The sequence below is a fragment of the Chthoniobacterales bacterium genome, from assembly GCA_036569045.1.
In the GTDB taxonomy this organism is placed as follows: Bacteria; Verrucomicrobiota; Verrucomicrobiia; order Chthoniobacterales; family JAATET01; genus JAATET01.
The window spans coordinates 1-23996 of record DATCRI010000026.1 but is presented as its reverse complement, the minus strand read 5'-3'; the positions used below and the strand labels follow the sequence as shown (position 1 = coordinate 23996).

General features: G+C 65.3%; 25 protein-coding genes. 12 read left to right on the top strand and 13 right to left on the bottom strand.

What is annotated here, in order from left to right; all coding sequences use genetic code 11:
* From VIM61_05525 to VIM61_05515, 3 genes are all read left to right on the top strand, one after another.
* Positions 1 to 1311 (top strand): TonB-dependent receptor (locus tag VIM61_05525; protein HEY8899852.1); only part of this gene is annotated, 1311 nt, incomplete at its 5' end.
* A 36-nt stretch (positions 1312 to 1347) separates the two neighbouring features.
* Entirely contained in the window at positions 1348 to 2052 is a 705-nt protein-coding gene (locus tag VIM61_05520; protein HEY8899851.1) for a glycerophosphodiester phosphodiesterase family protein, read from the top strand.
* 62 nt (positions 2053 to 2114) lie between these two features.
* Positions 2115 to 2819 (top strand): hypothetical protein, encoded by a 705-nt coding sequence (locus tag VIM61_05515; GenBank protein ID HEY8899850.1) that lies wholly within the window; start codon positions 2115 to 2117, stop codon positions 2817 to 2819.
* A gap of 9 nt (positions 2820 to 2828) precedes the next feature.
* Here VIM61_05515 and VIM61_05510 read toward each other — a convergent pair whose 3' ends face one another.
* On the bottom strand, positions 2829 to 3932 hold the full coding sequence (locus VIM61_05510) for a TIGR00730 family Rossman fold protein (protein ID HEY8899849.1): 1104 nt from the start codon (positions 3930 to 3932) through the stop codon (positions 2829 to 2831).
* 107 nt (positions 3933 to 4039) lie between these two features.
* Here VIM61_05510 and aroF point away from each other — a divergent pair, with 107 nt between their 5' ends.
* Positions 4040 to 5059 carry a 3-deoxy-7-phosphoheptulonate synthase gene (gene aroF, locus VIM61_05505; protein ID HEY8899848.1) on the top strand — a complete coding sequence of 340 codons (1020 nt, stop codon included), beginning with the start codon at positions 4040 to 4042 and terminating at the stop codon, positions 5057 to 5059.
* A 4-nt stretch (positions 5060 to 5063) separates the two neighbouring features.
* On the opposite strand, the gene VIM61_05500 is transcribed toward aroF, so the two are convergent.
* The 8 genes from VIM61_05500 to VIM61_05465 form a co-directional block, all read right to left on the bottom strand.
* On the bottom strand, positions 5064 to 6002 hold the full coding sequence (locus VIM61_05500) for a hypothetical protein (GenBank protein ID HEY8899847.1): 939 nt from the start codon (positions 6000 to 6002) through the stop codon (positions 5064 to 5066).
* A gap of 40 nt (positions 6003 to 6042) precedes the next feature.
* The gene (locus tag VIM61_05495) at positions 6043 to 7266 is read right to left on the bottom strand and encodes a response regulator (GenBank protein ID HEY8899846.1); all 1224 of its coding nucleotides are present in this window, start codon (positions 7264 to 7266) and stop codon (positions 6043 to 6045) included.
* On the bottom strand, positions 7263 to 8264 hold the full coding sequence (locus VIM61_05490; GenBank protein ID HEY8899845.1) for a hypothetical protein: 1002 nt from the start codon (positions 8262 to 8264) through the stop codon (positions 7263 to 7265). The genes VIM61_05495 and VIM61_05490 overlap by 4 nt, the downstream gene beginning before the upstream one ends.
* Before the next feature lie 64 nt (positions 8265 to 8328).
* A complete protein-coding gene (locus VIM61_05485) occupies positions 8329 to 9438 on the bottom strand; it encodes a trypsin-like peptidase domain-containing protein (protein HEY8899844.1) in 1110 nt (369 codons plus the stop codon).
* A complete protein-coding gene (locus VIM61_05480) occupies positions 9435 to 12077 on the bottom strand; it encodes a tetratricopeptide repeat protein (protein HEY8899843.1) in 2643 nt (880 codons plus the stop codon). The genes VIM61_05485 and VIM61_05480 overlap by 4 nt, the downstream gene beginning before the upstream one ends.
* Positions 12078 to 12119: 42 nt before the next feature.
* Positions 12120 to 12863: a MotA/TolQ/ExbB proton channel family protein gene (locus VIM61_05475; protein ID HEY8899842.1), complete on the bottom strand. Its 744-nt coding sequence runs from the start codon at positions 12861 to 12863 to the stop codon at positions 12120 to 12122.
* 106 nt (positions 12864 to 12969) lie between these two features.
* The gene (locus VIM61_05470) at positions 12970 to 14085 is read right to left on the bottom strand and encodes an AAA family ATPase (protein ID HEY8899841.1); all 1116 of its coding nucleotides are present in this window, start codon (positions 14083 to 14085) and stop codon (positions 12970 to 12972) included.
* A 17-nt stretch (positions 14086 to 14102) separates the two neighbouring features.
* Positions 14103 to 15146 carry a phosphate acyltransferase gene (locus tag VIM61_05465; GenBank protein HEY8899840.1) on the bottom strand — a complete coding sequence of 348 codons (1044 nt, stop codon included), beginning with the start codon at positions 15144 to 15146 and terminating at the stop codon, positions 14103 to 14105.
* 60 nt (positions 15147 to 15206) lie between these two features.
* Between VIM61_05465 and folP the strand changes: the two genes are divergently transcribed.
* Entirely contained in the window at positions 15207 to 16073 is an 867-nt protein-coding gene (gene folP / locus VIM61_05460) for a dihydropteroate synthase (protein ID HEY8899839.1), read from the top strand.
* Positions 16070 to 16540 (top strand): MauE/DoxX family redox-associated membrane protein, encoded by a 471-nt coding sequence (locus VIM61_05455; protein HEY8899838.1) that lies wholly within the window; start codon positions 16070 to 16072, stop codon positions 16538 to 16540. The genes folP and VIM61_05455 overlap by 4 nt, the downstream gene beginning before the upstream one ends.
* Here VIM61_05455 and VIM61_05450 read toward each other — a convergent pair.
* Together VIM61_05450 and hisF are read right to left on the bottom strand one after the other, a co-directional pair.
* Entirely contained in the window at positions 16446 to 16931 is a 486-nt protein-coding gene (locus VIM61_05450) for a Fur family transcriptional regulator (protein HEY8899837.1), read from the bottom strand. The genes VIM61_05455 and VIM61_05450 overlap by 95 nt on opposite strands.
* A gap of 75 nt (positions 16932 to 17006) precedes the next feature.
* The gene (gene hisF, locus VIM61_05445; protein ID HEY8899836.1) at positions 17007 to 17777 is read right to left on the bottom strand and encodes an imidazole glycerol phosphate synthase subunit HisF; all 771 of its coding nucleotides are present in this window, start codon (positions 17775 to 17777) and stop codon (positions 17007 to 17009) included.
* Between the two features lie 100 nt (positions 17778 to 17877).
* On the opposite strand from hisF, the gene VIM61_05440 reads away from it, so the two are divergent.
* The gene (locus VIM61_05440) at positions 17878 to 18516 is read left to right on the top strand and encodes an N-acetylmuramoyl-L-alanine amidase (protein HEY8899835.1); all 639 of its coding nucleotides are present in this window, start codon (positions 17878 to 17880) and stop codon (positions 18514 to 18516) included.
* Here the strand turns inward: VIM61_05440 and VIM61_05435 are convergent.
* Positions 18513 to 19253, bottom strand: a complete 741-nt coding sequence (locus tag VIM61_05435; protein HEY8899834.1) for an RluA family pseudouridine synthase — start codon at positions 19251 to 19253, stop codon at positions 18513 to 18515. The genes VIM61_05440 and VIM61_05435 overlap by 4 nt on opposite strands.
* Positions 19244 to 20026: an MOSC N-terminal beta barrel domain-containing protein gene (locus VIM61_05430; protein ID HEY8899833.1), complete on the bottom strand. Its 783-nt coding sequence runs from the start codon at positions 20024 to 20026 to the stop codon at positions 19244 to 19246. The genes VIM61_05435 and VIM61_05430 overlap by 10 nt, the downstream gene beginning before the upstream one ends.
* A gap of 89 nt (positions 20027 to 20115) precedes the next feature.
* Here VIM61_05430 and VIM61_05425 point away from each other — a divergent pair, with 89 nt between their 5' ends.
* The 5 genes from VIM61_05425 to VIM61_05405 form a co-directional block, all read left to right on the top strand.
* On the top strand, positions 20116 to 20772 hold the full coding sequence (locus tag VIM61_05425; protein HEY8899832.1) for an ABC transporter ATP-binding protein: 657 nt from the start codon (positions 20116 to 20118) through the stop codon (positions 20770 to 20772).
* Entirely contained in the window at positions 20765 to 21265 is a 501-nt protein-coding gene (locus VIM61_05420) for a cyclic nucleotide-binding domain-containing protein (protein ID HEY8899831.1), read from the top strand. The genes VIM61_05425 and VIM61_05420 overlap by 8 nt, the downstream gene beginning before the upstream one ends.
* Positions 21266 to 21299: 34 nt before the next feature.
* Positions 21300 to 22613 carry a bifunctional UDP-3-O-[3-hydroxymyristoyl] N-acetylglucosamine deacetylase/3-hydroxyacyl-ACP dehydratase gene (locus VIM61_05415; protein ID HEY8899830.1) on the top strand — a complete coding sequence of 438 codons (1314 nt, stop codon included), beginning with the start codon at positions 21300 to 21302 and terminating at the stop codon, positions 22611 to 22613.
* Position 22614: 1 nt separating this feature from the next.
* On the top strand, positions 22615 to 23382 hold the full coding sequence (gene lpxA, locus VIM61_05410; protein ID HEY8899829.1) for an acyl-ACP--UDP-N-acetylglucosamine O-acyltransferase: 768 nt from the start codon (positions 22615 to 22617) through the stop codon (positions 23380 to 23382).
* A 14-nt stretch (positions 23383 to 23396) separates the two neighbouring features.
* Positions 23397 to 23996 (top strand): pyridoxal-phosphate dependent enzyme (locus VIM61_05405; protein HEY8899828.1); only part of this gene is annotated, 600 nt, incomplete at its 3' end.

Genomic DNA, 23996 nt, shown 5'->3' with positions numbered 1-23996 from the left:
GGCGCCGGCCAGGAAGTGGCCCGCCGATTTTTTCATGTCGGCGGGGCGTCGGGCACCGTCGCGAAGACAATCTCGGCCTACGACATGACCTTCAGCGACGCCATCTACGGGGCCTCGGGCCGTTACGTGAGCCGCAAGCGCCTCGGCACGATGCTCGACCACGAGTTCGACCTGCTTGTCGAGCGGCTCGACGCCAAGATCGGGGAGAAGCGCCGTTTCTTTGCTTTTGCCGACACCGTCGCCGCTCGCAGCTTCCGTCGCCACGACGAATCTCACGGCTGGCTCGGCATGCGTTTCCAGCTCGAGCCCCGCGGCCCGGTCAACGAGATCATCCTCCATGTCCGCATGCTCGACGCCAGCAACCTCGCCCAGCAGGAGGCGCTCGGCATTATCGGCGTGAACCTCATCTACGGCGCGTTCTACCTCACGAACCGACCGGACGCCCTCATCGCCTCGCTCCTCGACGACCTCACATCCGACCGCATCGAGGTGGACATGATTCAGTTCAGCGGCCCAAGTTTCGCGAAGGTCGACAACCGCATCATGGCGCTCCAGCTCGTCACCGAGGGCCTCACGAAGGCCGCGCTCTTCCGCGCCGACGGCGAGGTCGTCAACGCCGCCGACGCCTTCTACAAGAAACCTCTGCTCATCGAACGCGGCAGCTTCCGCCCGGTCACGCTTGTCACCAACGACATGCTCGACTGCGCCCGGCAGATGTTTCTCGCCGAGGAAGGCCTGGGAGACACCGAACCCGAGATCCTCATGGAAATCACGATGCAGAATCTCCTCCGCTCGGGCGAACTCGACCTGCTCGATTTCCTCGATCGCATCGACCTGCTCGCCGCCCTCGGGCGCACCGTGCTCATCTCGAACTACGGCGAATATTACCGCCTCATCAACTATCTCAAACGCTACACCGAGTGCATGATCGGCATGCCGCTCGGCCTGCCCAGCCTGCAGGAGATCTTCGAGGAAAAATATTACCAGGACCTCGAAGGCGGCATCCTCGAAGGTCTCGGCCGCCTCTTCAAGACGGGCGTGAAGCTCTACGTCTATCCGTTCCTCGCCCCGGACGGCACGCTCACGACGGCCGATCAATACGAGGTCGCGCCAAATCTCCGGCACCTCTACCGCCATTTGCTCGACAACCAGTTCATCCGGCCGATGGAAAACTATCACCGCGAATATCTCGGCATCACCTCCGGTCAGGTGCTCGCCAAGATTCGCGACAAGGATACCTCGTGGGAGCAGCTCGTCCCGCCGGAGATCACGAATCTGATCAAGGATCGGAAACTTTTTGGCTTCGAGTGAGTTTCCTCATGAAGCGTCGGACCAACCGCACCCTTCATGGCCCCATTTCCACTCATCATCGCCCATCGAGGCGCCTCCCGCGACGCTCCCGAGAACACGGTGGCGGCTTTCCAGCTTGCCTGGCAACAAGGGGCCGACGCGATCGAGACCGACCTCCGTCTCACCGCCGACGAAGAAATCGTCGCGTTCCACGATGCGGATGGTCAGCGGATTTTCGGAAACCGCCGGCTCATCCGCAGTCTTGCGAAGGCTGATCTGCCGCCGTCGATCCCCACCCTCCCGGAAATCCTCGCCCTTCTTCCCGCCGCGAAGCGCCTCGTTCTGGAACTCAAGGAACCGCTCGGCCCCGCCCTTCCGCGCGCGATGGCGGGCGCCCCGCTCCATCGCATCACGTTCATCGCCTTCGACGCGGAGTTGATCGCCGAAACCAAGCGTGCCTTCCCCGATTGTCAGGCTCTCTGGCTTTATGGCGACCACTACGTGCCGAGCGGCCAGCGCGCTCGCTGGCTGGCGGACCGGGTGCGCGAACTCGGGGTCGACGGAATCGACCTCCGGTATCACTCGGGCCTGAACGCGCGCATGCTCGCGCCGCTGCGCGAAGAAGGACGCACGATTTACACCTACACGCTCAACCGGCGAACCGTCGTCCTCGACGCCAGCCTGCTCGGCGTCGACGGCATCACCACGGATTGCCCCGGCGACGCCCGCGACTGGCTGCACTTCCGCCGGCTGCGGGCGTAATCCCATCCCGGGAAAAAATTCGCCCTTTCCTTCGGCCGCATCCTGCCTTTCATCATAGGGACATGAATCTGCGTTGCCTGTTCCTTCTCGCGATCCTCGCGCTCAGCGCTCCCGCTCTGCGCGCTCAGGCGGATCGCGAATACGTCTTTCTCAGCGGCGGCCCGTCTCTCATCGAATGGGAAAAATTCAAGGCTGCGCCGCATGATCGCTGGTGGGGCAATTTCATTCGTCCCGCCCGCGTCCGTTTCGAGCAGCTCCGCAAGCAATATGGAGCCGGCGCCCGGATCACCTGGCTCGTTTACAAGCCGGCCTACGTCCGCCGCAGCGAACGTCAGGACCACACGGACCTCGTCTCGAACATCGTCTCCGTCCGCGACAAATACGGCATCAATCTCATCTGGATCACCAGCGGCCAGGATGTCATCAACTACCTCAACGGCGGGATGCCCCGCGATCAGGTAAAGATCGCGAACTTCGAGTTCTTCGGCCACTCGAACAGCCGGTGCTTCATGTTCGACTACAGCAACGAGATCGACAGCGGCTCGAAGGCGTTCCTTCACCAGGATCAGCTCAAGCAGATCCACCGCGGCATCTTCACGCGCGACGCCTTCGTCAAGAGCTGGGGCTGCCACACCGGCGAAACCATGAGCGCCTACTGGAAGCGCGCCACCGGCAAGAAGATGATCGGCGCCATCGGCAAGACCGACTACTCCGGCGGCCCCACGACGAACTACATGCCCGTCGTCAACGGCCGCTGGGGCGGCTGATCGAGCCGGTTAGAAGCCTTCCTTCACCTTCGCGGGCGGTGCGTCGCTCTGCCGCACCGGCACCGCGTTCTCGGCGCCCGGAGCCTGCGGCCCGGCCTCGGTTTCCGCGTCGTTGATCGCGTCGAGCAGCAGACGAATCATCCCAAAGTCGCGCTTGTTCGGGGTCAGCACGAGCCGGGGCAATTCCGCCACCTTCGTGTCTTCGATCTCCTCGGGCAGCGCAGTCGTCTGCACGATGCGGTCCGCCGCCAGCAGGTTCGCAAACTTTTCGTTCAACGACTCGACGGCCGCCGCCGTGAGTCGGCGATTCAGGCGAATGACCATCCGCTCACGCACCCAGCGGTAGGAGTGGAACACGCGGTAGAACTCCAGGATCTCGGCCACTGCGTCGTCCACATCGTGCACGATGCGGAAGAGATTGAAATCGCTCTGCGAGACGAGACCGGCTTCGAGCAAATCGTTCACCACGAAGCGCCGCCATGTCTCCCAGTAGTGCCCGTTCGGCTTGTCGAGCAGGATCACCGGCACGATCTGCGACTTGCCCGTCTGCATGAGCGTGAGGGCCTCGAAGCCCTCGTCCTGCGTGCCAAATCCGCCCGGGCAGAGCACGAAGGCATGCGTTTCCTTCATGAAGTTCAGCTTCCGCGTGAAGAAGTAGTTGAAGTTGATGAGCTTTCTGTCGCCGAGGATGGTCTCGTTCGCGCGTTGCTCGAAGGGCAGGCGAATGTTGAGCCCGAAGCTGTTTTCCGCGCCCGCCCCCTGCTGCGCTGCGCCCATGATCCCGTCGCCGCCGCCGGTGATGACCATGAAGCCTTCCTGAACGATGCGCCGGGCAAATTCCCGCGCCTGGATGAACTCGTCCACGTCCGACCGCGTGCGCGCGGACCCAAAGACCGCGACCTTGCGCCGCCCCTGGTATTTCGCGAACACACTCGCCGCGTAGCGCATCTCCCGCATCGCGCGATTGAAGAGCTTCAGGTCCGCCACGTTCGCCTTGTCGCGCCCCAGCCGCAGGGCGGTCTCGATCAATTCCTCCACCAGTTCGGCCTGTCGGCCGTCGGCCACTTCGGACGCCAGGCTTTTGATCCGGGCATCGGTCTCTTTCTCATTCATACGTCATTTGCTTCCTGGCTGGTCGCGGATTCGATGGCGCCCGCGGCCCGGGTTGTTTATCGTTTGCGGGAACCCCAAGATAAACCGGCCATCGGCCGCAATTCATCATGATTATCGTTCTTCGTCCCGGCGCTTCCCGTGAAGAAATCGACACCGTCATCACCGAGGTGCGCACCTTGGGATACGAACCGTCGCCCATCACCGGCGTTGCGCAAACCGTCATCGCCGCGATCGGCGACGAACGCACCGGCCAGACGCTCGAGTCGCTCGAGTCGCTGCCGCAGGTCGAGAGCGTGCTGCGCGTGCAAAAGCGCTACAAGCTCGCCAGTCGCGAATCGCACCCCGCCGACACCGTCATCGACGTCGCGGGCGTTCCCGTCGGCGGCCCGAATTTCACCCTCATGGCCGGGCCATGCTCCGTGGAAAGCGCCGAGCAACTCTTCACGACGGCCGAGGCGGTGAAGGCCGCCGGCGCGACGATCCTCCGCGGCGGCGCCTACAAGCCACGCACGTCGCCCTACGAGTTTCAGGGCCTCGGCAAGGAAGGTCTGCGTCTGCTGCGCGAGGCGCGCGAACGCACCGGGCTGCGCATCATCACCGAAGTGCTCAGCGAGCGCGATGTCGAGCACGTCGCCGAGACGGCGGACATCCTCCAGATCGGCGCGCGCAACGCCCAGAATTTCCAACTCCTCGTCGAATGCGCCCGCACCCGGAAGCCCGTGCTGCTCAAGCGCGGCCTGAGCGAACGCATCGAGGAATGGCTGCTCGCCTCCGAATACCTGCTCGCCCACGGCAACCCGAACGTCATGCTCTGCGAGCGCGGCATTCGCACTTTCGAGACCTACACGCGCAACACGCTCGACCTCGGCGCCGTCGCGATTGCGAAGAAGGAGTCCCACCTCCCGGTGATCGTCGACCCCAGCCAGGGCTGCGGCCGCGCGGATCTCGTGATTGCCCTTTGCTGCGGCGCGGTCGCGATGGGCGCCGACGGATTGCTCATCGAGGTGCACCCGAATCCCGCCGAGGCCTGGAGCGATGGCCAGCAGCAGATCACCTTCGACGGCTTCCGCGAACTCCTCGCAAAAATCCAGCCCTTCCTTGCGGCGACGAATCGCCTGCCCGTCTGACGGGTTACTGCGGCTTCGGCAGGGAGACGGGACGGTCGGAGACCGAGGGCGGCGGCGCGGCCTTTTCCTCCGCGATCTGGTTCGGATCGAGGAAGGTGCCACCCATCACCCGGAAATCACCCGAGACCGTGCGACGCATGGTCGGCGTGCTCTCGGTCGATCCGGAGTATTGCTTGCGATCGAGAATCTTACCGTCCAGTCCGACTTTCGTGTAGAGGAACATCCTCGGCGACGTGTTCTGCAGAATGTGAATGTCGTTGTTCGCGTCGATTTCGACCTGCGGCTTGTTGAAGGACACCACGCGCCCGAGCTGGTGGGTGCAATAGATCAGGCCCCTTTCCTTGTCCTGAATTCGCAGATAAAGCTGCGTCTGGTCCGGCAGGCGATGCGTGAGCAACGTGAGCGTGCGAGTCTCCACGCCATCGCTGGTGGACTGGTTCGCGGGGACGCCCACCGTTTGTTCCCACAGCGTGCGACCTTCGGTGATCTCGATATTCAGCGGGGGATTCGAGCTATAGAAGCGGCGACTCTGGGCCTCGTAAATTGTCGCCCGCACGCGATAGATGCCATACTCGGTGATCGGATAGAGCGGCGTGATGTTCACCGCGCGCTTGAGACTCTGCCCGGCAGGAATGGTGACGGGATCGAGGGAGTAGTCCGCGTTGTAAGGCGGCACCGGCGAATCGGCCTGGCCTTGCTGCACGCTCACAATATTGAAGCTAAACCACTTGTGGTTATCGACGTTATTCAGCTCGATGTCGCGACCGCTGAGATTCGTGATCGTGACCGTCGCAATCACCGGCTCGTAGCGGATGAAAAGCGAACGACGAAGGCCGAGGTCGACGCGCACCTGGGCATCCGCCTGGGGCAGAAAAACGAGCAGGGCGCCGAGCGCGAGAAAAAGCGCCAGACCGGCGCGGCTGAGAGAAGGGCGAAATGTCATTCGGGAAACAGCAAACGGAGACAACAGTGGACCCGGCCGGTCAATTTTTCCACGTAGGAATCGGGCCCCCCATCAAATAATAGGCGACGGCCGTGATGGTGCCGAGAATGAGGAAGACGATGAGGAACTTGCGGAAACCCTTCGCGCGGCGGCGAGCCTTGGCCACGGCCTCGATCTGCGCGCGTTCGGCGGCGTCGATCTTGTAGGAAGTCGCACCCGAGGAGGCGGCGGCGAGGCACCGCTTCACTTCGTAGATCAATGCCGTCCACGACCGCACGGGAATCGCCCCGGCTTCCATGTCGGCAATGAGCTGCTGAATCGCGCCCGACGAGGGATGATTCGGCACGACTGGCGTGATCGCGGCAGCCAGGGCGCGCATGTCCTCCCGCGGCGTGTTGCCCATCGACTCCTGCGTCGCGATGTTCACGAGACGAGCCCGCTGGCGCGAATCGACGATCACGTGGCCGGCGTAGAGCGGCTCGTGCGCGGTATGCTCCTGGCCGAGATGCACCATGGCCTCGGCCACCGTATGCAGGAGCTGGAGCAACGCCGCCGGAGGCAGCGTCGCCCCTTCCTGCCCGAGATGCCAGAGCGAGCGGCCCTGGCGCGTTTCGGAGGTGTAGAAATAATAGCCGTCGCTCTCGCCGGCCTCGAAGACCGAGAGCAGCGCGGGATGATGCACATTCGCCTTGGCGCGCGCGTTGCCGAGAAATCGCGTGACCTCCGCGGGATCGATCGCGCGCTGCGGATCGAGCACGTGCAGCTCCACGGTGCGCCCGATCGTCGTCTGCACCGCGGCGTAAATGGCGCCATCGAGGTCCTCCCCCGCGAGGGCGTCGATGCGGTAGGCGCCAAGGGTGGCGCCGACAAGCGATGCCGCCTCGAACGCGGGAGCCGGCTCCGCGGCGGCGGGCTCCGGAAGCAGCCGCTGAATCTCCGCCATCAGCGCGGCATCATCGATCGGGCGGGCGAGCACCGGCCAGCCGCCGACGCGAGAGGCATGCTCGGAAAGGTCGTATTCGGAAAGAAAGATCACCCGCAGGTCGGGCAGCGATTCCCGCATCGTCTCGTGCAGGGTGAAACCATCGACGCCGTCCATGAAAACATCGGTCGCGAGGACGTCGACGCCATCCTGCGCGTTCACCACCGCAACGGCCTCTTCGGCATTCGTCGCGGCAAACCCCTCGCCGAGCCCCGCCGCGACGACCGCAGCGGCAAGCCGCTCCGCGGCCCCCGGCTCGTCGTCAACGATGAGGATCTTCATTCCGAGGTCGATTCCTTGTGGATCGGCGGAGCGAACTGATCGAGCAGGCTCACCGGCTCGGCTCGCTGGTCCTGCAGCTCGCCCTTGTAATAAATCGCGACGACGTAGCCGTAGTATTGCAGCGGCGGCAGGTCGCCGCGATCGGTGGGAGGCATGCGATATTTCACCTGATTGACCTCCGGTTCACCGCTGGCCCAGTCGACGGGATAGGAAAGCCATTCGTTGACCTGCGGGGCGTCGTTGTGGACGATCTGCCCGTGGTCGTCCTGCTCGTAGAAATCGACGGTGGCGACAAACTTCTGCGGGTCGATCTTCTGGCTGGAATCCGCCTTTGTGGCGACGCGCAGGTTCTTGCGGCCCGGCTCGGCGTCGACGAGCTCGGCCTTCACGATCCCCATCACCGATCCGATCGGGATGCCCACCTCGCTGCGCATCGCGTTGCTGTCCGCCGCGGGCGCCGCCGGAGCAGCGGACGCCGATGTGGCGGGCCCCGCGGAGGCCGGAGCACCAAGCTGGGTGAGTCCGCTGCGAGCCTGCTCGCGAAAGGCCTCATCGGCGGGATCGCCGCTGGGCGGAGCCGCGACGATGCGGTTCAACACCGCGATGGCTTCCGGATTCTTGCCCATCTGCACGTAGTCGGACGCCATCTGGAGCATGATGCCGGGCTTGTTCGGCACGAGGCGGTCGGCCTCGCTCACGGCCTGCAGCGCTCCGGCGAAATTGCCCTTCTCGCGGAACTGCTGGGCCTCGTTCATGAAGCCATTGGCGCGCTGCATGGTGGCGGCGTCGGGCTGAGCGGGAGCGACGGAAGCCACCGGCGCAGGAACGGAGCGCCCGGCGATGGAACGGCCGATTTTCTCGAAGTCGATCTGCCCGGCGAGCGCGACGGCGACGGCGATGAGTTGCACGATCGCAGCGAGACTGAGCAGGGTGACGGCGACGACAAAAGTGCGCTCCGCGGGCGGCTTTGGCAGGGTGGTGGCGGATGAAGAGGACATAGGAGGGTTTGGTTAGTTAGAACTCGGCTCGATCCGTGTCAAACCGCCAATCACAAACCTCGCTTCAATGGAGGGGCTGTCCTTCCACGACAACGGGAATCTGCAGGCGCTTGCCGGCTCGCCAGACGGTGACATTCACGCGGTCGCCTTCTTTCAATTCCGACAATCGGTTCACGATATCGACGGAGTCGCGCACGGGGCTGCCGTCGAACTCCTGAAGCACGTCGCCGGCCACGATGCCCGCGCGCGCCGCCGGGGAATTCTCGACGACGGACACCACAAAATTGCCGGTCGTCGTGCCGAGGTGCAGTTCCTTCGCGATCTGCGCGGTAAGCGGCCAGGTATTCGCGCCGAACCACGGCCGGGAGATGCGGTCGCGCTTCACGACGTCGTCATAAACCCGCAACGCGACGTTCGACGGAATCGCGAAACTGATGCCCGAGCTGCCGAGCACGATGGCGTTATTGATCCCGAGGATCTCGCCGCGCACATTGACGAGCGGCCCGCCGGAGTTGCCGGGATTGATCGCTGCGTCGGTCTGGAAGAAATCGGTGGCAAGGCCGGCCACGGCGCGGCGGCCCTTCCCGCTGATGATGCCCTGCGTGACGGTTTCCTGCAGGCCGAGGGGATTCCCCACCGCGAAGACCATCTGGCCGACGCGCGCGGCGTTCGAATCCGCAAACCGGAGCGGCGTGAGGCCGGTGGCGTCGATCTTGAGAACGGCGATGTCGGCCTGCTGGTCGGCGCCGAGAAACTGGGCCGGCAGCGTGCGACCGTCGCTGAGCTGCACGTCCACGCGATTCGCGCGCGAGACGACGTGGAAGTTCGTGAGGATGTGGCCCTCGCTGGAGACGATGGCGCCGGAGCCGAGCTCGGGCTTGTCGGGATCTTCCATGCCGAGACGCTGCCGCAGCTGGCGAATGAGATTGAGCGCGGGATTGTCCATCCTCGCGGAGATGCTGACGACCGACGGGACGACGTTGCCAACGAGCGAGGTGATCTCGCCGTCGAGCTGCTCGAGCATGGGCAGACGCGTGGAGACGATGGCCTTCCGCGCGCCTTCCTGCCGCGCGACGTAGAAAATCACGACGCCGAGGCCGGCCACCCCGGCGAAAACGAGGAAGCGCAGGAGGCTGCGCATGCCGGCGGAGGGCTCGGAGGGCTCGGCGTTCACGTGTCGTCGGATTTCGCGGCCGTCGGCTGCACGGCAGGCTTCTTCTTCGCGTCGGCGTCCGGATAACGCTTCGCCCGCTCGGCGAGGGCTTTCTCGGCCTCCGCGGAATTGCCGGCCTTCCTGTAGGCGGCCGCGGCGCGCCTGAGGGCCTTCGGGGTGAGCTCGGGATCGTCGTAGAGCACGGAAATCGTCATGAACGCCCGGGCGGCGCCGTTGAAGTCGCCGCGCTGCATGAGCACCTCGCCGCCAAGGAGCCGCGCCTCGCCATTGTAGCGGCCCTCGGGCTGGAGGAGCATCGCCTCCTCGACGAGCTTGTTGGCGTCTTCGTAATTCCCCGTGCCGAGCGAAACCTCGGCGGACGCGAGCAGACCCTTCGCGCGACTGAGCGGATCGCGGGCCGCAGCGAGGTAGTCGCGAATGGGGTCCCGCGCGGCCTCGAACTTATCCTGCGCGAGCCGCGCCTTCGACAGCGCAAGGAGCGCATCGGGACTGGCGGAGCCCCCGCGGGCGGCGACGAAGCTGAGATACTGCTCCGCCTTCTTGTAATTGCCATCGTCGAATTCCTGCATCCCGAGCCAGGCGAGCACTTCTCCGGGCAGGGATTCGAGCTTCGCCTTGTCGACCTCGGCCGTCACCGCGGCGCGGTCTTCCTTGGAGTAGTAAGCGAGCACGATGCGCAGAGTGGCGCGCTCGCCGAAGGTCTTCGGATCGAGCTCGCGGGCCTTCTTGAGATGCTCGAGCGCGGCGGCGTAGTCCTTCTTCTCGAAGGCCTGCCAGCCGATCCAATACTCCGCCTGCGCGACCCCCTTGGACTCGGGATACTCCTTCAGGAACTGCGCGAAGACGCCGACCATCTGCGCATATTTCTCCTGCTGCCCGAGAATGAGCGCCTTCTGCTGGAGCGCGACCTCGCGCTCCTTCGCCTTCGGAAAATCGGAAATCACGCGATCGAAATCCGTCTGGGCGAGTTCGTAGGCCTTCGTCTGCTGCCGGGCGATCGCGCGCTGGATGAGCGCGGCGGGCAGCAGGTCGCTCTTCGGATTGTCGTCGATGAAATCGGTGAACGTGCGGATCGCCTCGTCGGACTGGCCGGTCTGGAGCTGGCACCAGCCGAGCTTGTAGCGAGCCTGATTGAGCAGCCGATCCGGCAGCGGGGACTTCAGCACCTTCGCGTAGAGCGGGGCGGCGCCGGCGTAGTCGCCAGTCTTGAAGAGCGTCTCTGCCTTCAAAAGCATCGCCTGCGCGCGCTCGCGGGGATCCGTGCTGACGGCGAGGAAATCGTCGAGCTGCTTCCCGAGATCCGCGGCGCCACTGGCCTCGAGACACACGAGCCGCTGAAAGCGCGCCTGCGACGCGGACGACGAATCCGGATAGGTGCTGAGGATGCCTTCATAGAGCGCGAGCGCCTTTGCCGAGTCGCCGAGCTGGCGATGGGCATTCGCGGTGATGAGCATCGCCTCGGGCACACCGTCCGCCGGCAGATCGGAAAAGCCCTTCTCGGCTGCGGCCACGACTTCCTTGTAGCGGCCGGCATCGTAGGCGAGCCGGAGCACCCCGAGCTTCGCCACGCCGCCCCAATCGCCGATCGCCGGCAGGGCCAGCGCCTGATCGAAGAGTTCCTTCGCCTTGTCGTCGTGCCCCAGCTCCGCGGCAAGCGCAGCGGCCTTCACCATCGACTCGGCCTTCATCGGCGGCTTCTCCGCCGTCCGCGAAAGTTTTTCGTAGGCCTCATACGCCGCCGGCTTCTTACCAACGCGCGCCAGTTCCTCCGCGACGTAGAATTCCGCGGTGTCGCGGTAGGGATTGTCCCCCTCGGTCTTCGCGATCTTCGCAAAGCGCGCGGCAGCCTGAGGGCGGCGGCCCAGCTTGTCGAGGGCGTTCGCCTGGTAGAACGCGGCGCTCAGCTTCACCTCGGCACTCGCGGCGTTTTCCTCCGCCCGCGAAAACATGTCGAGCGCGCCGGCATAATTCCCTTCCGCGTAAAAAATCTCTCCGAGCCGGTAGGCGGCAGAGCCGACGAACTCGCCTTCCTGCGACTCGGCGAGCAACCGGCGGTAGGCGTCGCGCGCGGCCTGCTCGTTCCCGAGAAAGCGATGACTCTCGCCCAATCGGAACAGCGCCCCGTCGCGTCCCTGCGCATTGGGCTCGGCGATCAGGAATTTCTCATACTCGTAGACCGCCATGTCATACATCTTGCGGCGGAAGAAACCGTTGCCGGCCGTGAGCGAGCGATTCATCCCCGGCACGACCTCGGCGGGCGCGGGCGCGATCGGTCCCGAGGACTCCTCGGCGACGGTCGGCGTGGCCTCCGGGGTCGCCTCGGGCTCCGGGGTGGGATCGGGCTCGAGCGGCAAGGGCGTCGCGATGGGAATCGGCGTCGCCACAGGAATCGGAGTGCCCTGGGAAACCGGCGGAGCGGGCGTGCGCGGCGTCGGAACGGGCCGGGCCGGAGTCGCCGGCCGCACTCGATCCATCCACGCGGGATTCCGATAATTCTCGGGATTCACCGGCTCTGCCCGACGCACGGGCGGCGGCGTGTTGTCCGAAGCGGGGAGGGCGCGGCGCACCTCGGGCTCCTGCGCGTGAAGGGACGCCGCACCGAGGGACAGCGTGGCGGCGGAAAGAAGGAGTCGCTTCATCCGAAATAGCAAGACACTCAGGGGGCGGGTGGTCGTTTCGACTTATTCCGGAGGATTCAGGCCACCGGGTTTGTAGTGCGTGCCAAGCTGGGCGATCAGCTGCGTGGTCGCAGCCTCCAGCTCGGCGATGAGACGCTGGGCGCGGCCGCGGTAAAACGCATAGGCGGCCATGGCGGGAATGCCCACGAGCAACCCGCCGGCAGTGGCCACGAGTGCTTCGGAGACGCCCGCCGCCAGCTCCATGGGCTTGGTCGCATTCACGTCCAGGGCAACGACGCTGAAGGATTTGATCATGCCGACGACGGTGCCGAACAGGCCGACCATCGGCGCAATCGTGCCGATATCCGCGAGGTAGACGATCTGCTGGTTGATGGCAGCAGCCTGCCGCGTGCCCTCGGTTTCGGCGATCTCACGGGCATCCGCGAGAGTGGCGCGGGGATTCTTCGTCAGGAAATCCAGCGTGCGGCGCATGATGCGGGCGACCGCCTCGCCGTGACGGTTCGAGACGGCGAGCAGGCCGTAGTAGTCGCCCTTGCGCAGCAAGGCGTCGGCTGTCGTCATGTAGCGTCCGGTCACGATCGCCCCGCGGCGCAGCGTGAAAAAGTAGATGAGGATGAGCATCAGCGCGATCACCGAAAGGATCGCGAGGGGGATCATCGCCCAGCCGCCCGCCAGCACGAAATGCAGCAGGTGGTTTGCTTTGGCGGTGGCGACATCCGCGGCGGCGGAGGCGTCCAGGGACTGGCCGAATGCGCCCGGCGTGACGGCGAAAAGTGCGAGCGCCAACGGATGAATTTTCCTGAGCATGTTCAAACCCGCGTAGTGTAAGCCGCGCCGGGCCGCGCGCAAGCCGGGCTTTGGAGAAACAGCCGCGCGCCTCCCACGGGAAAGATCAGCGCTTCACGCCGATTTTCTCGAGAATGCGATCCACGTTCACGTGCTCGGAGACGAGGCTCTGGATGCGGTCGATCTTTTCGGAGTCGCCGGGCAGCGTCTTCACCGTCATCGAGTGGATGCGACTGGCGATCGTGTAGCTATCCATCGGCGAGGCGATCACCGGCAGGGACGCGGCCGTGATCATTTCGCGCACAGCGGGACCGGGCATGAGGGATTCGGACAGGACGATGGCCACGAGGCTGTGCTCCTCGCTCTCCGCCGCCGATGCGACGAGGGACAGCGCCGCGAGGATGACATCCTCCCGGTCGCCGGGAACGACGAGCAGCGTGCGCGCCTCGAGGCGATCGAGCACGTTCGCGGGCTGCATGGCCCCGATCATCACGGTGCCGGCACGGCGCCGTAGCAGAGCGCCTCCGGCCAGCACTTCGCCGCGAATGACGCCGCAGACATCGATCAGCGTCGGCTCCGAGAGCATGCGCTCCTGCGGCATCACGCCCAGCAGCTCCAAGCCAAGCCGGGCAAAGCCACGCCGGCCGAAGTCGGCGATGTAGTCGTATTTGCTGGGCAACACCTTGTTCATGATGACGCCGATCACCTCGACGCCCTCTTTCTCGAACAGGGCATTATTCAGCGCCCCCTCGTCGATCGGGCGGCCGATGCCGCCGGTCGTCACGAGGATGACCTTGCTCTGCAAAAGTCGGGCGACGCGGGCATTCGAAAGGTCGAAAACCGACCCGACTCCGGCGTGACCGGTGCCCTCGATGATCGCAAACTCCTTTTCCCAGCTCGCGCGATCGAAGGAATGCTGGATGCGGCGCTCGAGCAGATCGCGGTTCGACGCCTCAATGTAACGCCGCGTGAAATCGGGCTCCACGGCGATCGGGCTCATGTCCTCGATCGGAATCTGGGTATCGAACGTGTCGCGGATGAGCACGCTATCCTCGTCGATGCGCTTGCCCTCGATGTCGATGAAGCGCTGGCCGACCGGCTTGATGAAGCCGATCGACTTGAAGATCCCCCGCAAGGTGGCGTAGAGCCCGAGCGACGTGGTCGTCTTGCCGACATTTTGCTCGGTGGCGGCGATGAAAACGCGGGGGGTGCTCGTGTTCAAGAGAGATCCCTCCGCTTTCAGACTGCCGACTCCTCGGTAGGATAAAGTTTTCGGTATTCGATCGCCTGCAGGCCGACGAGCGCGGCCACGGCGGCGATCTCGTCGGGATGCGTGCCGCGGGAAAGCTCCGCCGCGGGACGCGTGAGGCCGAGCAGGATCTGCCCGTAAACCCGCGCGCCGCCGAGATGCTGCACGAGCTTCACCGCGATGTTGCCGGAGTTCAGATCCGGGAAGATGAGGACGTTCGCCCTGCCGGCGACAAGGCCGCCGACCTGCTTGATGCCGGCCAGTTCGGGCACGAGTGCGGTGTCGGCCTGGAGTTCGCCGTCCACCGCCATGTCAAAGTTGAGCTTCGTCGCGAGATCGCGGGCGATCGCGGCGGCGCCGGCCACTTTTTCGGTCGCGGGCGTTTTCGCACTGCCCTTGGTCGAGAAACTCAGCAGAGCGACGCGCGGCTTCTGGCCGAAAACCTGGCGGGCGAGCATGCCCGTCTGCACGGCGATGGAGCCAAGCTGCTGCATGGTGGGATCGGGCACGACGCCGCAATCGCTGAAGAAAAGCACGCCGTCGTCGCCGTAGGTCGAGTTCGGCAGCGCAACGACCATCGCACTGGCAATGACGTCCGCGTGCGGGAAGCGCTTCACGAGCTGAATGAGAGGCCGCAGCAGCGAGCCGCCGTAGCTGCTCACGCCGCCGACCAGACCGTCGACAAGGCCATATTGCAGCATCATGGCCGCAAAATAATTGCGATTCACCATCAGGGCGCGGGAGTCGCGAACGCCGAAGCCCTTGTAACGATCGAGCTTCTCGAGGCGCTCGCAGAAAATTGGCAGATCGGACGACGTCTCGGGATTGATGATCGCGACGTGGTCGAGACTCACCTTTTCGGTGAGAGCCACGCGCTCGATGACGTCCCGCTGGCCGAGAAGCACCGGCACGCCGAGCTGCTCCTCGTAAAAGACCTGCGCCGCCCGAAGCACGCGGGGATCGTCGCCTTCCGGAAAGACAATGCGTTTGGGATGCCGGCGGAGTTTCTCGTAAACAGATTCGATGAACTTCATGGCGATTGAACTTCGCGCGAGCGTGAAAGAGAATGCCCCCCAGAACAAGCAGGAACCCGCATGATCCTTCGCACCCGCGGCCGCGCCGTCGCCTTTCCCCGCCGCCCGCTGGTGATGGGCATCCTGAATCTCAATGACGATTCCTTTTCCGGCGACGGTTCACTGGACCTCGACTGGGCCTTCGATCGCACCCGGCAACTTGTCGCCGAGGGCGCCGACATCATCGACGTGGGCGCCGAGAGCGCCCGGACAAATCGCGCGGCCATCCCGGAATCCGCGGAGATCCTCCGGCTCGCCCCCTACCTCGGGCGTTTCACGGAAACCGTGGCCGAAACCGTGCCCGCCGATCCCGAACAGCTTCACCCACCGCTGCTTTCCGTGAACACCTGGCGGCCCACCGTGGCCCGCGCCGCGCTGGCCGTCGCGGGCGACCTGCTCAACGACATGGGCGGCCTCCCCTCGCCCGAGAATGCCGAAATCTGCGCCGCTGCGGGCGCGGCGCTCCTCATCATGCACACGGTTGGCGAACCCAAGGTGCCGCACACCCATGTCGCCTGGCGCGACATCGTTGCCGAAATGCACGATTTCTTCGTCGAAAGAATCGCCACGGCCGAAGCCGCCGGCCTCCCCCGCGAGGCCCTCGTGCTGGACCCCGGCCTCGATTTTGCCAAGCAGTGCGACGACAACCTTCGCGTCTGTCGCGACCTCGCCGCGCTCGCCGATCTCGACCGTCCCATCCTCCTGCCGATCTCGCGCAAATCCGTGATCGGCGACGTGCTGGGCCTTCCCGATCCGCGCGATCGCGACGCCGGAACGATCGCCTGCCTCGTCGCCGGATTCACGCGCGGCGCCGCCATCTTCCGCGTGCACAATGTCCGTGCCGCGCACCAGGCCGTGCGCACGCTGCAGGCCGTCCTGGCGCCATGAGGATCGCCATCTGGGCTGCGCGGATCTTGCTCGCGGCGATCTTCTTCTACGCCGGCGTCGTGAAACTCGGCACGAGCGAACGTTTCGCGATCACCGTCGCCGACTTCTCGATCCTGCCTCCGGCGCTGCTTCACGTGGTCGTCCCCGGATTGCCATGGCTCGAGGCGTTCGCCGCCGTCCTGCTCGTGATCCCGCGCACCGCCCGGCTCGGCGCCGGCATCGTCGCGGTGCTGCTGGTGACGTTTATCGCCGCACTCGCCTGGGCTCTAAATCAGGGTATCGTCGTGGATTGCGGCTGCTTCGGCGAGGAATCCCAGCCGTCGACCGACCAGATGGTGCTCGCGATCTGGCGCGATGTCGCGCTGCTCGCGCTTACGCTGGGACTGGCGATTCGGCGATCGGCAGGGCGACCGGCGCGCAATCCGGACACCAGCCAAAAAACTCCAGCGAGTGGTGCAGACCGGTGAAGCCGTATTCCTTCTCGATGCGGCGCTCGGTCTCCGCCACCGGGCAGCCGATGTCGAGAGTGACGACCTTGCCGCATTGCGTGCAAACGAGATGGTCGTGGTGCTTTGATGGATCGGTCAGCTCGTAGTAGCTGCAGGACCGGCGCAGGTTGACCTTGTGCACGATCTTGAGGCTCTCGAGCAAAATCATCATGCGAAACACCGTGGCGTAGTCGGGGAGAACTCCGCCGGCGGCGAGGGCTTGCGCCTGAATCTCGGTGAGCGAACTCGGCCGCGTGGCCTGAAAGAGAGCGAGAACGATCCCCCGCCGACTGCGAGTGATCCGCAGCCCCTGACTGCGAAGAAGGGCCAGGATTCCGTCCGCGTTAAAGGTAGTTGTAGGAATGGTCACTTGTGGGAAGCTGATGAAAGTAAGCTCCCCCCATAAGACGGAGGCAAGCTAAATTTATCGGGGATATCCCTGATGCTAGACCGTGCCCATCTGCCGGACCGTCACGCCCTGTTTCGCGAGAAAATCCTTGGCCTGAGAAATGGTGTAATCCCCGAAATGAAAGATGCTTGCGGCCAGCACGGCGTCGGCTTTTCCGGCGGAGAGCACTTCCGCGAGATGCTCGAGAGAACCGGCGCCGCCGCTCGCGATCACGGGAATGGACACCGCCTCGCTGACGGCCGCGGTGAGGCCAAGATCGTAGCCCGCGCAGGTGCCGTCCGCGTCCATACTCGTGAGCAAAATTTCGCCCGCGCCGAGTTCCGCCACACGCTGCGCCCACTGGACGGCGTCGAGTTCCGTGGCGTTGCGACCGCCGTGGGTGTAGACGGTCCATCCGCCGGCGTCGTTCCGCTTCGCATCGATGGCGACGACGATGCATTGCGACCCGAAGGCCTCGGCGCCCGCGCGCACGAGATCGGGCTCGCGAATCGCCGCCGTGTTCACGCTCACCTTGTCCGCACCGGCCAGCAGCATGGCCCGCATGTCCTCGACCGAGCGAATGCCGCCGCCCACCGTGAGCGGCATGAAACATTGCTCGGCGGTGCGCGCCACGACATCGATCATCGTCGCGCGGCCGTCGCTCGAGGCCGTGATATCGAGGAACACGAGCTCGTCGGCGCCCTGGGCGTCGTAAGCCTTCGCGCATTCCACGGGATCCCCCGCGTCGCGGAGGTTCAGAAACCTGGTGCCCTTCACGACGCGACCGTCGGTGACATCGAGGCAGGGAATGATGCGCTTGGCGAGCATGGCGGAGCAGCAACATGCTCGCGTCGGACCGGAAATCGAGCCTAAATTAGTTGCGTTGGCACACTTCTTCCTTACCCTGCGCATGCCCTTTTTCGTTCGCATGCTTCGATGTCTCCCATTCCTTGCCGGCCTCGGGCTGCTGGCGGTATTCGGGCTGGCCGGGTGTGAAAGCTATGGACCGCTCGGCGCCGGTAATTTCCAGACCGTGGTGGTGGATCCCGGCCATGGCGGCCACGATAACGGCGGACGCTCCCGCGCCGGACGCAACGAGAAGGATCTCGCGCTCGATACCGCCATTCGCCTGAAGAAAGACCTCGAGAGACGGGGCTTCCGCGTGATCATCACGCGCAACGCTGACTACTTCATCACGCTCGACTATCGGGTGAACGTCTCGAACCGCACGTCGAACTGCATTTTCGTGAGCATTCACTACAACTGGGATCGCGGCAGAGCCGCCCACGGCGTCGAGACCTTCTACTGCTCGCCCCGCTCCTACCGCCTCGCGGCCAACGTCCAGCGCGAGCTCGGCGGCGCCTACCGCACGGCCAATCGTGGCGTGAAGCGCGGCTGCTGGATTCGCGTGCTGCGCAAGAATGTCCGCCCGGCCATCCTCGTCGAGGGCGGCTTCGTCTCGAACCCCTCGGAAAACGCGCTCCTGCAGACCGCCGATGGTCGCCAGAAGATCGCCGAGGCGGTCGCCCGCGGCATCGTGGCCGAGCGCAATGGACGCCGCCCCTAGCTGGCAAACAGGGCCGTCATTTCCGCGGGAACGGGCGCCGTCCAGCGATGCACAACGCCATCGAGCATGACCTCGAGCACCTGCGAATGCAGCGCCTGCCGGGGCAGCAGCAAGGCCTGCTCCATCTCCGGCGTCCATCCTCGCTCGATGAAGTCGAGATAATGCCGGTCGTCCGGCCCGTAGAGCTTGTCGCCGACGACCGGGAACCCGACATGCGCGAGATGCACGCGAATCTGGTGCGTCCGCCCGGTGACCGGCCAGGCACGCACGAGCGCCAGTCGCGTCCCGTTCTCATGCAGGCCGCGCCGCTCGACGGAGAAGCGCGTGAAGGCCGTCGCGCCGCCGGCGTGCACCCCACGCTTCAGCCACACGCGGGATTCCGCGACCTCGCCGAGCCGCAGCAACGGCGCATCGACCTCGAACTCACCCTGCTCCGGCCAGCCCCACACCACCGCGACGTATTCCTTGCGGATCTGCCCGCGCTCCATCGCCATCGCACATTTGCGGGCGGCCGCGGGCGTCTTGCAAACAAGGACCACGCCGCTCGTCTCGCGATCGAGGCGATTGATCAGCGAAACCTGGCCGCCATTGACGATCTCGTAGGCGAGCAGCTCGCGCAGGCCGTCCCAGAGCGTGAGCGGCCCGCCGGGTTTCGTGGGATGCACGAGCAACCCCGCTGGCTTGTCGATGGCAAGCAGCTCGTCCGTCTCGCCGACGACCTGGAAATTCACCGCCATGGCGACGGATCGAGCAGATCGCCCACGCGCAGCGTCCGGCCGGCCTCGGTCGCAGGCACCGACGTGTTCACGGCGAACCGGTAAAAGTGATCGAAGCGCTCGCGGCATGCCCCGTCGGGCAGGCTCTCGCGGCGAAACTCCGCGAATCGCCGCGCGAATCGTGCCGTCTGCTCGCCGGAATCCGGATCGCGTGTCGGCACCACGCAGCGCTGGCATGGATTGAGTCCGAGAAAGGCCACCTCGCCCACGCGAAACGATCGCGGCTCCCCCTCCGCGCCGAAGAGCCGGTCCTCCGCGAAGGCCTCCGCCGCGTCGAATTCGAGATTCGTGCGAAACCGTCGCCGCAGGTTCTCGATCGACAGCCCGGAAAACCAGTCCGCGACCTCGGCGAGGCTTTGCTCGCTCGCAATCGTCGGCCCCGGCGCGACCATGTCGTCGGGAAAGCCGCTCGCAAGATCACTCCGCAGCTCGACGCGAAATCCGAAGAACTCCGAGAGCCATGCGTCGATCGGTCCGCGCTCCGCCAGCACGAAGTCTGCCGCATTCTCCCCGGCCGCGGTCCACAGTCGCACCTCGCGCAGGTCCTCCGAGAACGCGCTGCGGATCTCGTGAACCCGCGCCGTGCGCTTGCCGTTCACGAAGTCCCCCGCCGCATCGAAAATCGCCCAGGCGCGGTCGTGCTCCAGGCTGCCGGCGGGAGTGATGCGGGCGGAGGGCCGCTCCACGCCGTCGAGCGATTTGATCGGGTGGATCACGATGCGACGCAGGACCATGCGGGATTCGTAGGAAATTTCCGGGCGACCCGCAAACGAGGAAAGCGGCATTGACGCCTCGTGGGTTCGCAGGGAGGAGTGATGCGAACATGGTGAAACTCCACGGCGTGACCCGCGATTACTCCGGCGTGCGGGCGCTCGACAACCTCTCGCTCGCGATCGCTCCGCACGAGTTCGTCACCATCACCGGCCCCAGCGGCTGCGGCAAAAGCACCCTGCTGAATCTCCTCGGCGGGCTCGACACGCCGGACGCCGGCGAGCTCTTCGTGGACGGCATCCCGCTCCATTCCGCCGGCGACCGGGAACTCACCGATTACCGCCGACGCCGCCTCGGCATCGTCTTCCAGTTCTTCAATCTCCTGCCCGCCCTCACCGTCGCGGAAAACGTCGAGCTCCCCCTGCTCTTCGCCGGCGCGCGTCGGCGGCAAATGCGCGACCGGGCTCTCGCCATGCTCGACCTCGTCGGCCTCGCCCCGCGCGCCGGCCACCGGCCGCACCAGCTCAGCGGCGGCGAGATGCAGCGGGCCGCCATTGCCCGTGCCCTCGTGCACGAGCCGGCGCTGCTGCTGGCCGACGAACCGACCGGAAATCTCGACTCCGCAAATGCCGATCGCGTGATGGAGGCGCTGGCAAAGATCGCTTCCCAAAGCCTCACCACGATGGTAGTCGTCACGCACAGCGAAGCCGTCGCCGCGCTGGCCCCTCGGCGCATCTCAATGCTCGATGGCAAGATATCCCATGCCTGAATCCTCCAAGCCCGATTGCCACAGCGCGATTCTCTCGAAATTCAAGCTCTTCACCGGCTTCAAGGAAGAGGAACTCGCCACGCTTCTCAGCCTCTCCGACTGCCAGTCCTTCGAGGCCGGCGAGCGCATCGTCACCCAGGATGAAGCCGGCCTCTGCATGTATGTCATCCTCAGCGGCAGCGTCCGTGTGCACAGCCGCGCCGGCGAACAGGATGTCGACCTGGCCACCCTGCGCAACGGCGACTTTTTCGGGGAGCTTTCCCTTGTCGACGACGGCCCCCGCTCCGCCAGCGTGGACGCGGTCGAGGCGACCCAGGTCCTCCGCATCACGCGCATGGTCGTCGGCGTCCTTGCCGGCGTGCAACCCTCCGCCGCCATTCATTTGCTCGCCGCCATCGGTCGGTCGCTGGTCAACCGCCTCCGCGCGGGCAACCAGAAATATCTCGACCTCATCCTCCTCGGGCACAAAGAATCCGCAGCTTCGGCGACTTAGTTCCGCCGCTCAGTCGTCCCAGTAAGGATCTTTCGTGGAAAAACAACGCACTCTCGCAACTTCGTCCAGTCTCACCGGCACCTCGCTTCATACCGGCGAACAGGTCACGCTCACGCTCCATCCCGCGCCCGTCGGGCACGGCTTCAAGTTCCGTCGGAAGGACCTTCCCGACGAGCCGCTCATCGACGCCCACGTTTCCCGCGTGAAGACGGTCGAGCGCGCCACGACGCTCGTCGAAGGCAACGCGAAGATTCACACCGTCGAGCACGTCCTTTCCGCCCTCACCGGCCTCGGCGTGGACAACTGCCTCATCGAGATGGACGCCAACGAGCCGCCCATCGGGGATGGCTCCGCCGCCGCCTACGTCGCCACGATCAGGCAGGCCGGCATCGTCGAGCAGGATGCGCCCCGCCGCTACTTCGCGCCCACCGCGCCCATTCACGTCGAGACGAAGGAAGGCTCGATCCTCACCGTCATTCCCGACGACAAATTCCGCATTTCCTGCACGCAGGTCGGCCCGGACGGCCGCTTCACGCAGTTCCTGAGCTGTGAGATCACTCCGGAATTCTACGAAAAGGAAATCGCCCCCGCTCGCACCTTCGTTTTCTACGAGGACGTGAAGCCCCTCATGGACAAGGGCCTCATCCGCGGCGGCAGCCTCGAGAACGCCATCGTCGCCCGCGGCGAATCCGTCCTCAGCAAGGAGCCGCTCCGCTTCCCGGACGAGTTCGTCCGCCACAAGATCCTCGACATCGTCGGTGATCTCTCGCTTTCCGGCCGCCCGCTCAAGGGCCACATCATCGCGGTGAAGCCCGGCCACGGCCCGAATGCCGAGCTCACCCGCGCTCTCGTCAAGGGCTTCGCCGAGGCTGCCGCCATCGCGCCCGTGCCGAAGGCCGCCCCGATCCCCGCTTCCGCCTCCGTCCTGGATATCAACCAGATCATGGCGATCCTCCCGCATCGCTACCCCTTCCTGCTCGTGGACCGCGTCATCGAGCTCGAGGAACTTCGCGCCGTCGGCGTGAAGAGCGTCACCATCAACGAACCCTTCTTCCAGGGCCACTTCCCCGGCCATCCCGTGATGCCCGGCGTCCTCCAGGTCGAGGCCATGGCGCAGGTCGCCAGCATTGTCATGATGCGCCGCACGGAAAACGCCGGGAAGATCGGCTACTTCATGAGCGCCGACGAGGTGAAGTTCCGCAAACCCGTCGTCCCCGGCGACACGCTCTTCATCGAGTGCGACATGATCAGCGCCAAGCGCAAGCTCGGCAAAGCCGCCTGCAAATGCCTGGTGAACGGCGAAGTCGTGAGCGAGGGCATCCTGCTTTTCGGCATCGTCGACAAGTAAGATGATCCATCCCACCGCAGTCATCGATTCCGCGGCCGAGATCGGCGCCGGCACCGAAGTCGGCGCCTACACCGTCATCGGGCCCGGCGTGACCATCGGCGCAAATTGCGTGATCCACAATCACGTCAGCATCGCCGGCCCCACGAAGATCGGCGACGGCAACACCTTCTTCCCCTTCGGCTCGATCGGCCAGCGCACGCAGGATCTCAAATACGAGGGCGAGCCCACCTATCTCGAGATCGGCGACCACAACAGCTTTCGCGAGTTCTGCACCGTGAACCGCGGCACCGCGCCCGGCTCGAAGACGATCATCGGCAGCCACGGCAACTTCCTCGCCTACTCGCACATCGCCCACGACTGCACCGTCGGCGACCACGTCATCTTCTCGAACAACGGCACCCTCGCCGGCCACGTCACCGTCGAGGATCACGCCGTCATCGGCGGGCTCTCCGGCGTCCATCAGTTCTGCCGCATCGGTCGCCATTCGATCATCGGCGGCTGCACGAAGATCGTGCAGGACGTGCCGCCCTTCATGATCGCCGACGGCATGCCGGCCGAGATTCGTGGCATCAACCAGGTCGGCATGGAGCGCCGCGGCTTCGAGCCCGAGGCGATCCGCAGCCTGCGCGAAGCCTACCGCATCATCTACCGCGAGAATCTCAACGTGAAGCAGGCCCTCGAGAAAATCCGCGAGACCCTGCCGCCGAACGAACAGATCCAGACGCTCCTCGCCTTCGTGGAATCCACGAAGCGCGGCATCGTTCGCTAGGCGACTCGCCGGCCATGGATCGCGAGTCCCTGCCCCTCGATCGTCAGCTCCGGCAGGAAATCCTCTTCGCCCGCGAGCGCGTCTACCGCTTCGGCTCGCCCACGCCGCTCGAGCGCCTCATTCTGCCCGGCGCGGAGCCCGGACCCGAGGTATGGGTCAAGCGGGAGGACCTCTCGCCGGTAAAGTCCTACAAATGGCGCGGCGCCTGCAACCGCATGGCCGTGCTGTCGCCCGAGGAGGCCGCCCGGGGCGTCGTCACCGCCTCCGCCGGCAATCACGGCCAGGGCGTCGCCCTCGCCGCCCGCTCGCTCGGCATTCCCGCCCGCGTTTACATGCCGCGCTCCACTCCGCGAGTGAAGCAGAACGCCGTCCGCCAGCTCGGCGGCGAGTTCGCGAGCATCATTCTGTCCGGCGACGGCTACGACGAGGCCGTCACCGCCGCCCGCGAGGACGAGCGCACCCGCGGCGCCGTTTACGTGCACGCCTACGACGATCTCCGCGTCATGGCCGGCCAGGGGACGCTCGCCGACGAAGTCGTGCTCTCGGGCCACGGCCCGTTCTACGCGGTCTTCCTTCAGATCGGCGGTGGCGGCATGGCAGCGGCGGTCTCGAAC